We start from the raw sequence: 13966 nt of genomic DNA, 5'->3' as shown, positions 1-13966 counted from the left end.
CGCGGCGTGCGCGGCGCATTCGACAGTCCGGTTGGCGGCACCCGGTTCCCGGTTCCCGAGTCCGGGGCCGCGGATCAGGCCGCTGACTTGGCTCGTTGCAACAAGGGTGCCAGATATCTGCCGGTAAAGCTCGCCTTCGATTTCGCGACCTGCTCGGGCGTCCCCTGCGCAATGATTTGCCCGCCACCCGCGCCGCCTTCCGGACCGAGGTCGATGACCCAGTCGGCGGTTTTGATCACGTCGAGATTATGCTCGATGATTACGACAGTATTACCCTGATCGCGCAGCCGATGGATCACTTCCAGCAAAAGCGCGATGTCGTGAAAGTGCAGACCGGTGGTCGGTTCGTCGAGGATATACAGGGTCCGACCGGTATCGCGCTTGCTCAGTTCCAGCGAAAGCTTGACGCGCTGGGCTTCTCCGCCCGACAGCGTGGTCGCCGACTGACCCAGCCGGATATAGCCGAGACCGACGTCGAGCAGCGTTTTCAGCTTGCGCGCGACTACCGGCACCGGCTTGAAGAACTCGTGCGCGGCCTCGACCGTCAGGTCCAGCACTTCGCTGATGTTCTTGCCCTTGTACTGCACTTCGAGCGTTTCGCGGTTGTAACGCTTGCCGTGGCATACGTCGCAGGGCACGTAGACGTCCGGCAGAAAGTGCATTTCCACCTTCAGCACGCCGTCGCCCTGACACGCTTCGCAGCGTCCGCCCTTCACGTTGAACGAGAAGCGGCCGGGGTCGTAGCCGCGCTCCTTCGCCGCCGGCACGCCCGCGAAGAGTTCGCGGATCGGCGTGAAAAGGCCGGTGTAGGTGGCCGGATTCGAGCGCGGCGTGCGGCCGATGGGCGACTGATCGACCGCAATCACCTTGTCGAAGTGCTCCAGACCTTCGATCGACTCGTACGGCGCGGGCTCCGTCGACGAGCCGTACAAATGCTGCGCGACCGCGTGCTGCAGCGTGTCGTTGATGAGCGTCGACTTGCCCGAGCCGGAGACGCCCGTCACGCAGGTCAGAAGCCCCACCGGGAGATCCAGCGTCACGCGCTTCAGATTGTTGCCGTGCGCCTCGGCGATGCGCAGCATGCGCTCGTCCGGCGCGGTGCGCTCGGCGGGGTAGCTGATCGTGCGCTTGCCGGACAGATACTGGCCGGTGATCGAATTCGCGTCCTTCTGCACTTGGATTGGCGTGCCCTGCGCGACGATCACGCCGCCGTGCTCGCCCGCGCCCGGCCCCATGTCCACGACGTAATCGGCCATGCGGATCATGTCCTCGTCGTGCTCGACGACGATCACCGAATTGCCGATATCGCGCAGATGCTTGAGCGTATTGATGAGCCGGTCGTTGTCGCGCTGATGCAGGCCGATGGACGGCTCGTCGAGCACGTACATGACGCCCGTGAGCCCCGAGCCGATCTGCGACGCGAGCCGGATGCGCTGCGCCTCGCCGCCGGAAAGCGTCTCGGCGCTGCGTTCCAGCGACAGATAATCGAGGCCAACATTGTTCAAAAAGGAGAGCCGCGCGACGATTTCCTTGATGACCTTGTCGGCGATTTCGCCCTTCGCGCCTTCGAGCCGCAACGTCTGAAAATAGCCGAGCGCGTCGCGCAGCGGCCAGCCGCTGATTTCGTAGATGCCGCGCGCCTGATCTTCCGCGCCGACCTTGACGAAACGCGCCTCGCGCCGCAGACGCGTGCCTTCGCACGCCGGGCAAGGCTGATTGTTCTGATACTTCGCGAGCTCCTCGCGCACGGCGGCCGAATCCGTTTCGCGATAGCGCCGCTCCAGGTTCGGGATGATGCCTTCGAACGCATGTTCGCGCACCGAAGCGCGCCCGCGCTCGTTGATGTACGAGAACGGAATGGATTGCTTGCCCGAGCCGTACAGCAGGGTCTTGCGCACTTTTTCGGGCAGATCCTCGAACGGCGCGTCGATATCGAATTCGTAGAACGCCGCGAGACTCTGCAGCATCTGAAAGTAGAACTGGTTGCGCCGGTCCCAGCCTTTCACCGCGCCCGCCGCGAGCGACAGCGACGGATGCGCGACCACGCGCTTCGGATCGAAGAACGTGATCTGGCCGAGGCCGTCGCACTCGGGGCACGCGCCCATCGGATTGTTGAAGGAGAAAAGGCGCGGTTCCAGTTCCGGCAGCGAGTACGAGCAGATCGGGCACGCAAACTTGGAGCTGAAGAGCTTTTCCTTCTCCGTGTCCATTTCGAGCGCGATCGCGCGGCCATCCGCGAGGCGCAGCGCGGTTTCGAACGATTCCGCGAGACGCTGCTTCACGTCCGCCCGGACTTTCAGGCGGTCGATCACGACATCAATCGTGTGCTTGTCGTTCTTTTTCAGCTTGGGCAGCGAATCGACTTCATAGATTTTCGCCACGCCCTCGTTCGCCGTGCCGCCGCCCGAGCGAATGCGAAAGCGGATGAAACCCTGCGCCTGCATTTCCTCGAACAATTCGACATGCTCGCCCTTGCGATCCGCGACGACGGGCGCGAGGATCATCAGCTTCGTTTCCTCGGGCAGCGCGAGCGCGGCATCGACCATTTGGGAGACGCTTTGCGCTTCGAGCGGAATCAGGTGATCGGGGCAATACGGCGTGCCGACGCGCGCGTACAAAAGACGCAGATAGTCGTGAATTTCCGTGACGGTGCCGACGGTCGAACGCGGGTTATGCGAAGTGGCCTTTTGTTCGATGGAGATGGCCGGCGACAAACCTTCGATCAGATCGACGTCGGGCTTTTCCATCAATTGCAGAAATTGCCGCGCATACGCCGAAAGACTTTCCACGTAGCGGCGCTGGCCTTCCGCATACAGCGTATCGAACGCGAGCGACGACTTGCCCGACCCGGACAGCCCCGTGATCACGATCAGCTTGTGGCGCGGCAAGTCGAGATTGACGTTCTTCAGATTGTGGGTGCGGGCCCCACGAATGCGAATTTCTTCCACGAGTTGGTTCCGGCGTTTTTTCGGATGCTTTCGGGTGTTTTCAGCGGCTTTTTTCCCGTCCCGGCAGGGCGGGTTGCCTGCGCCGGGCGGAAAGGAAGGGGGCCAAACCTGCTACTATAACGACTTTTAAAGGGCGCAGCGCCCGGGCCCTGAGGGCCGGATGCGCGCCGGTCGGCCGGCGCGGGGACTTGCTGGCCCACGTGCGGCGTTTTCGGGCCGTGCGTCCCATATAGTGCCGTTTCGAGCAAGAACAAGGCGGCCGCGCCTGGCTGCGCCGCAGGCCAGGCCAGACGCGACTCTCATCCATTTCCCGTTTCTGATGTCCAATCCGTCTGCCACGTCCACACGTCTGAGCGCGCCGGAACTGCGCGCGACCGTGTCGCTCGCCGCCATCTTCGCGCTGCGCATGCTCGGGCTCTTCATGATCATGCCGGTGTTTTCCGTCTACGCGAAAACCATCCCCGGCGGCGACAACGTGCTGCTCGTCGGCATTGCGCTCGGCGCATACGGCGTGACGCAGTCGATGCTCTATATCTTCTACGGCTGGGTTTCCGACAAGTTCGGGCGCAAGCCGGTCATCGCGTTCGGCTTGCTGGTGTTCGCGCTCGGCAGTTTCGTCGCGGCGGTCGGGCATTCGATGGCGTGGATCATCGCGGGGCGCGTCATTCAGGGCATGGGCGCGGTGTCGTCGGCGGTGATCGCCTTCATCGCCGATCTCACGCACGAAGAAAACCGCACCAAGGCGATGGCGATGGTCGGCGGCAGCATCGGCGTGTCGTTCGCGGTGGCGATCGTCGGCGCGCCGATCGTGTTCCATTGGGTCGGCATGAGCGGCCTTTTCACGGTCATCGGCGTGCTCTCGATCCTCGCGGTGGGCGTGGTGTTCTGGATCGTGCCGGACCCGCCCGCGCCTCCGGTGCACGTCAAGGCGCCTTTTGCCGAAGTGCTGCACAACGTCGAATTGCTGCGCCTGAACTTCGGCGTGCTGGTGCTGCACGCCACGCAGACGGCGCTTTTTCTCGTCGTGCCGCGCATTCTCGTCGATGGCGGGTTGCCGGTCGCATCGCACTGGAAAATCTACCTGCCCGTGATGGGGCTCGCGTTCGTCATGATGGTTCCGGCCATCATCGCCGCCGAGAAACGTGGAAAAATGAAGAGCGTCATGCTGAGTGCGATCGGGCTTATCCTGATCGGTCAGTTGTTATTAGGCGCCGCTCCCCATACGCTGTGGTCCGTGGCCGCCATTCTGTTCGTGTACTTTCTCGGCTTCAACGTGCTGGAGGCGTCGCAGCCGTCTCTGGTGTCGAAGCTCGCACCGGGCACGAGAAAGGGCGCGGCAGCAGGCGTCTACAACACGACGCAGTCCATCGGCCTGGCGCTCGGTGGCGTGATCGGCGGCTGGCTGCTGAAGCTCGACGGGCCGAGCGCGGTCTTTTACGCCTGCTCCGCGCTGGTGCTCGCATGGCTCATCGTCGCGGCGAGCATGAAGGCGCCGCCGCGCAGAACCGGGCGCACGGCGTGAGCGCATTGTTGAATCATCGAATCAAACCGGCACGGTGCAGCCGAATCCGCGTCTGAAAGACGGGATCGTTCGATCGCACCGTACGGTTGACAGTTTGCAAGGAATTTTACCGGAGAAATCATGGCATCAGTCAACAAGGTCATTCTCGTGGGCAATCTGGGCGCCGACCCGGAAACCCGCTACCTCCCGAGCGGCGACGCCGTGGCCAACATCCGTCTCGCGACGACGGACCGATACAAGGACAAGGCCTCCGGCGAATTCAAGGAACTCACCGAGTGGCATCGCGTGGCGTTTTTCGGCCGGCTCGCGGAAATCGTCAACGAATATTTGAAAAAAGGCTCGTCGGTTTATATTGAAGGGCGTATTCGCACGCGCAAATGGACCGATCAAGCGGGCCAGGAGCGTTATTCGACCGAAATCGTCGCGGATCAGATGCAAATGCTTGGTGGACGCGGCGGCGCGGGCGGCGGCGATGAAGGCGGCTATAGCCGCAGCGCCCCTATGGAGCGTTCCGGCGGCGGCGGCGGCGGGCGTGCCCCGGCTGGCGGCCGGGCGAGTGGCGGCGGCGCGGGCGGCGGCTCCAGCCGTCCGAGCGCGCCGGCGGGCGGCGGTTTCGACGACATGGACGACGATATCCCGTTCTGACGTCGCGGCAACTTTTAGCGCATCCATCGATGGGTCTCGGGCTGTAAAGCCCGGGGCCCATTTTTCATTCCAGCAAGGCGCTTTCCGAATTGTGGCGCGCGTACTCCCTTTTTTCGCCGCGAAATATTAATCTCTCGAAATCGCGTGGATGACGAAGTTCAGCCCCGATTCAAGTTTGAGCGCGCGAGGAAGATTAATCGGATTTTTCCTATGGTCTGCGAAATATCCGCATTTTATTTTTGAAGTGAATTCAAGAATTAGAGGCGAATATTTATTTGCTTGTTGGCATTGAGTAAGACGCGTGGATGAATTGTTTATCGAGATCTGCTAAATGCGGGTTCGAAAACAAGTCCAAGGATGAGGAGTGCAGAAGAACATCCGGCGTTTCCAGAAAGACAACAACAAGAGAATCAAGACCTAACAATCAACCGGGGGCCTCCGTGAAGCTTCGAATTATATTGGCTGACGATCATCCTTTCGTTCTACTTGGGATGAAAGCGCTCTTTGCCGCCGACGCTGGAATGAAAGTCGTCGGCGAGGCGAACAACGCAAGCACGCTGTTGGCTGAACTCGCCATCAAGCCGTGCGATGTGCTGGTCACCGACTTCGCCATGCCCGAACCGGGCGTGGATGCAAACGACGGGCTTCGGCTTATTCGTCAGGTGCGCCAAGATTTCGCGAACGTCAGTATCGTGGTGCTGACGAGCGTCAGCAATGTCGCGATTCTGCGCTCGATTCTGAACGCCGGCGCGATCAGCCTCGTGAACAAGGCCGAACCGATCGAGCTCGTGGCGACAGCCGTGCGGCATGCGAGCTTCGGAAGGCGCTTCGTGAGCGCGTCCTTCGTCACCGCGCTCGCGGAGGCGGGCGCGGAAACCGAGTTTTCCTCGGAAGAGCCGCGTCTCTCGTCCAGGGAGATCGAGGTGGTTCGATTGTTTGCCAAGGGGCATTCGATTACTGAAATCGCGAAGGAACTCGATCGCGATGTCCGCACCATCAGCCGTCAGAAGCGCGATGCCATGAACAAGCTCGGCGTGCGAAACGATCCTGGATTGTTTGCCTTTATTCGCGCGCGCGGTCTCGGTTGAGTTTTTTGATTTGTTTATTTGAATTCGGATGCATCTTATGTATCGCAAGGTTTCGGTATCTCATGCTTCTAATTCGCCTGTTGATATCGATTTGAATTCGCGCAAAGCAATGAGGTTGGAGTCGATGGAATTTGAGAACGGGGAGCGCGTGTTCTCGCACGCCAAACGAATCAGAGTAGCCATAGCGGACGACCATCCGCTGGTCATTCTCGCCATCGAGCGGCTCGCCGGGCATTTTCCGAATGTTGAAGTGGTCAGTCGGAACACGAACTCCACGCAACTCGACGAGGCGCTCGCGCGGCGCGAATTCGACGTTGCCATCATCGATTTCTTCATGCCGGGCGGCCGCTTCGGCGACGGAATCGAGTTGATTCAGCATATTTCAACTCATTACCCGGAGGTCCGCATCGTCGTCCTGTCGCGCAGCGACGACGCCTCGCTCGTCAAACAGGCGCTGGAAGCGGGCGCCCATGCGTTCCTCAGCAAAGAGGACCGGCTCGATCTGATTTACGTCGCGATTGTCTCGGTCATGGCCGACGAGACGTATCTCGGACCCGCGGTGCGCCGCATGCTGGCTTTGGCGGACGCTGAAAGCCACGCGCGTTTCATTCGTCAGAGACTCACGAACCGCGAACTGGAAGTCATCGAGCGCTATGCGCGGGGGGCAAACGTGACTGAAATCGCCCGGGAACTCGGGCGCAGCGTGAAGACGATCAGTGCACAGAAATGCGCGGCGATGCGAAAGCTGGATCTATCCACCGACACTGATTTGTATCGATTCATCGCGGACAGCCATTCGATATAGACCGCTTGTACCGCAAGACACGGGTTTTACGAGGCCGGCAAGGAGACAAGGCTCAATCGATCAAAGAATGATGCGTGCCGGATTGTCTCTAGATAACGCATAAAAAAATGAGAACTAACACGCCGCTACGAGCGATCGTTGCCGACGACCATCCGGTTGTCGTTAAAGGAATTCAAACGTTTCTGGAGCGTGACGGGGCGGTCCAGGTTGTCGCGACTGCACGCGACACGCTGGAGCTTGCCAATGCACTCGATACCACGCCGTGCGACTTCGTCTTTTCGGACATCGGCATGCGTGGGATCGACGGTGAAAGCAGTTCCGTTTCGTTTCTCAAGCGACTGGCTTGGCAGGAACGCAGGCCGAAAGTGATCGTGCTCACCATGTTGTCGCAGGCACGGATGCTGGCGGGGCTCGTGCAAGTCGGCGTGGACGCCGTGGTCGACAAGCGCGACGGGCTCGAATATCTGGCTGACGCGATTTCCGTAGTTGAGGCCGGCGGCTGCTTCTTTTCGCCGTTCGTCGAAGCAGCAGTGAGCCGCCTGCCGCTTACATCGCCCGCGCGCGCCGGCGTGCTGAGCCGGCGCGAGTGGGAAGTATTCCAGATGTACGCCCGCGGGTTGCTGGTGCATGAGATCGCGGATCACTTCGGGAGAAGCCGCAAAACGATCGCCACTCAAAAACGCAGCGGCATGCGCAAACTCGGACTCGAGAGCGAAACCGAACTCGTCAGCTACTTGCAGCAAATCGGTTTGATCTGAACCTAAATTCCTAATGGCGCCGTGCATTTGCGGGGCAAATTGGGATCGCTCTGATTCGATCTCGATGCGTTGCGGCTCAGACTCAAGACACTAGCCTTCGACAGGCAGGCACGAAGCGCGCGGACGCTCACGGCGTTCCCGCGCTCCTGCTCAGCCGGCGAAGCAACTGTCGTTGCAAGCGTCGGCCCGCATCTAGGGGTTCGAATTGAGATCATTCTTCGCGCGTTGCCTTCTTCTTCTCTGGCTTTTTGCGCCTCTGTATTGTCACGCCGCCGAGTCCGGCATCCACGCCAGCGCCGCATCGCGTTCCGTTCGGGCAAACGCGGATGCCCAAAGCGCAACGGCTTCAGTCGATCTCGACGATTCCGAGCGCGGTTATCTGCGCACGCTGAAACCGATCGTCGTGGGCGTTATCGAGGGGGCAGAGTCCACGGACGCGAACCTGGAATCGCCGCGAGTCGCGCTCTCGAAAATCGAGAAGGCGCTCGGCGTGACGTTCGACGCGCAACACTTCAACGACTGGACCATGGCCGGATCGGCACTTCAGCGTGGCGATATCGACATGATCGTGACGCCGAGCCCGCCGGGACGCCTGAATTACGCCATGCGCTCCGAATTGCATCCGCTCGATCAGCTTGTCAGGCGCGCGTTCGTGCAGCTTCCCGAATTGAACGCTCCCGTTGCGCAGAACGGTCTGTCTGTCGCCACGGTCTGGAACGTCACGGCCTTGCGTCTGCTGCCGGCCCTCATCGGCATTGCGGCAGTATTGTTCGTGACGCTGCGCGCACTTCTCCGGCTGCAACACGAAATGAGCCGGCGCGTGGACACAGAGCAGCGTCTCGCCACGCAGCTGAGTTTTCAGCAAACCATGATGGAGGTCGTGCCGTATCCGCTCGTCGCCAAGGACATGCAGAATCGCTACGTCGCGGTGAATCGCGCGTTCGAGCAGGCGCTCGGCGTGCGGCGCGAAGACATTCTTGGGCGGACCAGCGTCGATGTGGCCGCGTGGGGCACGGAACATAGCGGCGTGCTGCACGAACTGACCGCGGTGACGCTCGCCACCGGCCAGCGGCAGGAGGTCGAAACGGAATTCCTCGATAACGACAATCATGCACGCTGCGGACTCTTCTGGACCGGAGCGTTTACGGCGTCGAACGGAGAGCGCGCGGGCGTCGTCGGCACGATGATCGACATCACCGATATCCGCGATGCCGAAACGCGCGCACGCCAGACGGAGCGCCGTCTTCACGACGTCACGCGATCGCTGCCGGCGGTCGTCTTCCAGTTGCGGCGCGCGCATGATGGCACGTACAGCCTTCCTTATATCGACGGCGATACGCGTCAATTGCTCGGGCTCAACGTTGCCGCGCTCGCCGACGACCCGATTCACGCGTTGACGCACGTTCACGCCGAGGACAGCGCCCGTCTGCTGGGCGAAATCGAGATGTCCGCGCGCACGCTGGAACCGTTGCACACCGAGTTCCGTTCGACCATCGACGGCGTCATGCGCTGGATTCGCGCCGATCTCGTGGCGCATCGCGAAGACGAAGGCGCCGTTGTCTGGAGCGGCTATTGGGCCGATGCCAGCGTGGAGCGCGCCCGAGCGGACGAACTCTCGCGCGCGCGCGACACCGCAGAAGCCGCGTCGCGTGCGAAGGACAATTTTCTGGCGATGATGAGTCACGAGATTCGCACGCCGATGAACGGCGTCCTGGGGCTCGTCGAAGTGCTCGAAAACACACGGCTGAATTCGGACCAGTCGCAGATGCTGGGCATGATCCAGGATTCCGCGAGCGCGCTCCTGCAAATCCTCGACGACCTTCTCGACTATTCCAAGATCGAGGCCGGGCGGCTGGCGATCGAGTCCACGCCCATCGACCTGCGTGAACTCGTCGATAGCGCGGTCGGCCTGCTTGCCGGGCGAGCGCATGAGAAGGGACTGCGCGTGCGAGTCGACGTGGCGCCGGAAGTGGCGGCGTCCGTGCGAGGCGACAGCGTGCGCCTCAGGCAGATCCTCTTCAATCTGATGAGCAACGCCATCAAGTTCACGATCAAGGGCGAAGTCGCGCTTCAAGTTCGCGCAGTTGAACAGCGCGACTCGGAGCAGGCGATCGAACTGTGCGTCAAGGACACGGGAATAGGCATTGCCGCCGAAGCTCAGCAGAGCCTGTTCGAGCCGTTCGTGCAAGCGGAGACTTCCACGACGCGCCGCTTCGGCGGCACCGGGCTTGGACTGACGATCTGCAAGCGCCTCATCGAACTGATGGGCGGAACGATGAGTCTGGATAGCGCGCTCGGCGTAGGAACCGCGATGACCGTTCGCCTGACTATGCCCGTAGAAACCCTGCATTATCAGATCGAAGGGCTGCGGGGCAAGCGCGGCATTGTCGCAATCGACGACGATCGCGTTGCGGCGGCGCTGATGCACTATGGCGAAGCGCTCGGTCTCGTATTGCAGCGTCATGCTTCCTGCGAACTGGCTCGGAAGGAATCGCAGTTGCTCGAAGAGGTCGATATCGTTTTCCGGAGTGATGCGCAAAAGAGTCCGGCGCTGCTCGGCTCGCGCGTGATTCACGTGACCGAGAAGCCGAAGCCAACCGGTTACAGGATTCTCGAAGACGACATCCGTGTGAGCGTGAATCCGATCTCGTGGCACGGTCTTGGCGCTGCGTGCGTCGCCGCGCTGACGGGCATGCCGCAGATCGCATCCGGTGTGACGCTCGGGCCGGATACGAAGATGGCGCCGCCGGACCGCGAAGACGCATTGCGTCGCGGCAAGCTCGTGCTCGTGGCCGAAGATCATCCGGTGAATCAGGAGTTGATCCGCCATCAGTTGTCGCTGCTCGGTTTTGCGTGCGACGTCGTGCACGACGGGGCCGAGGCGCTCACGGCGCTGGCCTATACGCGCTACGGCTTCCTTATCACCGATTGTCACATGCCGAACATGACGGGCTATGAGCTCGCGCGCCGCATCCGCGCCGACGAAGCCGGCACGTCGCGTCGATTGCCGATTCTCGGCATCACGGCAAGCACCGCGCCGGATGAGTTGCGCCGATGCCGCGAAGCCGGCATGGACGACTGTCTCGTCAAGCCCACCCGGCTCGCCACGTTGCGCGAGCATTTGAATCGCTGGTGGGTGACGACCGATTGCGCTGCGCCCGAAGCCGTCGCGCACGCAGGGCAAATCGCCGCCGACCCGCCGCGCGACGCGGACGAACTCGATCTGAATGCGATGGCGCAACTGTGGGGCACTGAATCGACGGTCAAGGCGTTGCTGGACGCGTTCGTGTCGTCGTTTCGCGAGGATCTCGTCGCGCTTGAACCCTTGCTCGATCGTGGCACGGTCGACGATTTGCGCGAATGGCATCATCGCGTGATCGGTGCGGCCAGTGTGTTGCAGTATCGGCCGCTGATTCGGGCGCTCGAAGACTTCCGTCGCGACTTGTCGAAGAAATCGCGAGAAGAGCGTCGTCGTGAGGGTTCGGCATTGATCACGCGATGTGAACACCTGCTCGAACGGATCGACGCGCAGGGCGCCACGATCCTCTAGATCCATTCGCCGCATGCGAGGCGGTGCAGAACCGCCGCTTCGCGCTTCAGTCTATCGGCGAATCGGCACTCTCGGTCGCCGCTTCGCTGTCGCGAAAAAATCCCAACGCGAAGTCCACGAACGAGCGCGTCTTGGCTGGCACGTGCTTCCGTCCGGGGTAGACGATCGACACCTCTTTGTCGGCGTCCTTCAGTCTGTAACTCGGCAGAAGCCGGACGAGTGCGCCCGTCTCGAAGTCCTGCTTCACGTGGCTCTCCGGCACCACGGCGATACCCATTCCCGACAAGGCCGCTTGCCGCAGCATCTGCGAACTGTTGACGGAATAGGCCGGATCGAGCACGACGTTTTCCAATGCGCCCGACGGCCCGATGAACGACCACGCGGCCCCGTGGATGTCGACGGACGGCGCGAGAAAGTCGTGCGTCGCCAGTGCGGCGGGGCGAGCGGGCGTGCCTTGCCGCGACAAATATTCCGGCGACGCCGCGAGCACTGCGGCAACCCTGAGCAGCGGGCGATTGATGAGCGTCCCGCTGTTGACGAGGTGAGGCACGACAATGCCGACATCGAAGCCCTCCGCCACAAGATCGACCGGACGATGCAACAACGAAAGGCGCAGTTTCACGCCTGGGTAGCGCTCGCGAAAGGCGCGCAGCATCGGCGTGAGACCGAGCACGGAAAACGAAGCCGAAGCGACGAGCTTGAGCGTGCCGGATGGATCGGCGGAACTGTTCGATACGGATGCCTCGATGGCTTCGACTTGCTCGATCACTGCGCGGCAGCCTTCCGCGTATGTGCGGCCGGCTTCGGTGAGCGAGACGCTGCGTGTCGTCCGGTTCAGCAAGCGAGTATTGAGGCGCGCTTCCAGCAGAGACACGTAGCGCGTGACCACCGCGTTGGACAAGTCGAGGGCGGCGGCGGCGCGGCTGAAAGATTCGGTTTCCGCGACCTCGAGGAAGACACGCATCGCGTTGAGTTGATTCATGCAGGAAGCGATCAGAAAAGCATTCGATGAACGCGCCGTAACGACTGTTCCGGACGAGACATAACGAGGTTGCCTCGCGTGCGCGATGGTAGCGGCACCGTGGCGATGTTCGAATCGGACGCTTCCGAACTTAGTTGACTGTGGCATGTTTGGCACTGTCGCGTGAATGCAACTAATGTTTCGCCGTGCCTGGACGTTCACGCGTTCTGACCGATCGTAAGTATAGGTAAGCTAAGCGTTTCCTCATATTGAAATTAGTCTTTTCGAATTTTTCGAAATGATTTTTGTGTTTCTCTCTTCGGTTTCTCAAAAAAGCAGGCCAATACACTTCGACGTGCCGAATAAAGGTGTAGGGCAGCGCGATTGAAGAGGCGCTTTCGCCCGATGCATGCCTTGGGCCTAAAGCAACCATCGAGTCACATGACTCTCAAGAGGGAACACTCATGAAAAAGCATCTGATCGGAGCAGCAGTGACTGCTCTGGCCGCATCGTTCGCGACTGGCGCGAGCGCACAAAGCAGCGTTACGTTGTACGGCATCGTTGACGCCGGTTTCACGTACGTGAATAACGTGTTCAATGAAAACCCGAACCGCGATGGGATCAAGGGCACCTACATCGGCATGAGCGGCGGCAACGTGCAGCAAAGCCGTTGGGGTATGCGTGGCGCAGAGGATCTGGGCGGCGGCATGAAGGCGATCTTCGTGTTGGAGAGCGGCGTCAATCTGGGCAACGGTACGCTCGCAAACGGCGGTGGACTCTTCAATCGCCAGGCTTACGTTGGTGTGTCCTCGCAGGCCGGTACCCTCACGCTGGGTCGTCAATACGACTCCACGATCGACTACCTGGCTCCGATCAGCGCGGCAGGTACGTGGGGTGGCACGTATTTCGGCCATATCGCGGGCAACGATAACCTGAACAGCAATTTCAGCATCGCAAACTCTGTCAAGTTCCAGACCGCCAACTACGCCGGCTTCTCCGCGAGCGCGCTGTATGGCTTCTCGAACCAAGGCGGTAACTTCAGCAACAACCGTGCGTACAGCGTCGGCGCGGGTTATGCCAATGGTCCGTTCAAATTCGGTCTTGCTTACATGCAAGCGAATGGCGTGAATTCGGCGACCAACCAAGGTGGTGCAGTCGTTGGCAACCAGTATGCCTCGTTGGCTGACGATCAAATCGCGTCTGTGCCCGGTCGTCGTCTGCGCACGTTCGGCGCTGGTGCTGGCTACTCCTACGATGCGATGACGTTCGGTCTTCTCTGGACTCAGTCGCGCCTGGATAGCTCGTATTTCAGCGGCAATTCGACGTACGTGAACAACTACGAAATCAATGGCCGCTACATGCTGAGCCCGGCACTCTCGCTCGGCGCTGCGTACACGTACTCCCAAGGCCGGACCGCAGTCGCGGGTAACTCGGCGGAAACGTTCCGCTGGCATCAGTTCGGTATTCAGGCCGACTACTCGCTGTCCAAGCGCACCGACGTCTACGTCGAAGGCGTTGGTCAGCTTGGTTCTGGCGGCGCTGCGGCATGGGTCTCGAACAACGGCACGTTCGGTCCGTCGAGCAGTTCGCGTCAGGTCGTCGTGAGCACGGGTATGCGTCACCGCTTCTAAAAGTGGTTGAGTTGTAAGCTGTAACAAAAGGGCACCGCAAGGTGCCCTTTTGCATTGG

9 protein-coding genes are annotated in these 13966 nt (G+C 61.1%); 7 read left to right on the top strand and 2 right to left on the bottom strand.

From position 1 onward, the window contains the following. Positions 1-74 precede the first annotated feature (74 nt). The gene (uvrA, locus tag LY284_RS11150; protein ID WP_014190348.1) at positions 75-2948 is read right to left on the bottom strand and encodes an excinuclease ABC subunit UvrA; all 2874 of its coding nucleotides are present in this window, start codon (positions 2946-2948) and stop codon (positions 75-77) included. A gap of 319 nt (positions 2949-3267) precedes the next feature. On the opposite strand from uvrA, the gene LY284_RS11145 reads away from it, so the two are divergent. From LY284_RS11145 to LY284_RS11120, 6 genes are all read left to right on the top strand, one after another. Then, positions 3268-4470, top strand: a complete 1203-nt coding sequence (locus LY284_RS11145; RefSeq protein ID WP_014190349.1) for an MFS transporter — start codon at positions 3268-3270, stop codon at positions 4468-4470. Positions 4471-4590: 120 nt separating this feature from the next. Then, a complete protein-coding gene (locus LY284_RS11140) occupies positions 4591-5115 on the top strand; it encodes a single-stranded DNA-binding protein (RefSeq protein WP_014190350.1) in 525 nt (174 codons plus the stop codon). A gap of 305 nt (positions 5116-5420) precedes the next feature. Beyond that, positions 5421-6203, top strand: a complete 783-nt coding sequence (locus LY284_RS11135; protein WP_233386083.1) for a response regulator transcription factor — start codon at positions 5421-5423, stop codon at positions 6201-6203. 37 nt (positions 6204-6240) lie between these two features. Continuing rightward, positions 6241-7008, top strand: a complete 768-nt coding sequence (locus LY284_RS11130; protein ID WP_233386076.1) for a response regulator transcription factor — start codon at positions 6241-6243, stop codon at positions 7006-7008. A 107-nt stretch (positions 7009-7115) separates the two neighbouring features. Then, on the top strand, positions 7116-7766 hold the full coding sequence (locus tag LY284_RS11125) for a response regulator transcription factor (protein WP_233386073.1): 651 nt from the start codon (positions 7116-7118) through the stop codon (positions 7764-7766). A 205-nt stretch (positions 7767-7971) separates the two neighbouring features. Next, positions 7972-11316 carry an ATP-binding protein gene (locus LY284_RS11120; protein ID WP_233386057.1) on the top strand — a complete coding sequence of 1115 codons (3345 nt, stop codon included), beginning with the start codon at positions 7972-7974 and terminating at the stop codon, positions 11314-11316. Positions 11317-11362: 46 nt separating this feature from the next. On the opposite strand, the gene LY284_RS11115 is transcribed toward LY284_RS11120, so the two are convergent. Next, entirely contained in the window at positions 11363-12298 is a 936-nt protein-coding gene (locus LY284_RS11115) for a LysR family transcriptional regulator (protein ID WP_014190355.1), read from the bottom strand. 443 nt (positions 12299-12741) lie between these two features. Between LY284_RS11115 and LY284_RS11110 the strand changes: the two genes are divergently transcribed. Next, positions 12742-13908 (top strand): porin, encoded by a 1167-nt coding sequence (locus LY284_RS11110; protein WP_014190356.1) that lies wholly within the window; start codon positions 12742-12744, stop codon positions 13906-13908. The last annotated feature ends 58 nt before the right edge of the window (positions 13909-13966 follow it).

Source organism: Caballeronia sp. PC1, assembly GCF_021353155.1.
GTDB lineage: Bacteria > Pseudomonadota > Gammaproteobacteria > Burkholderiales > Burkholderiaceae > Caballeronia > Caballeronia cordobensis.
Note: the sequence above shows the minus strand (reverse complement) of the source record. Positions and strands in the feature narration are given on the sequence as shown.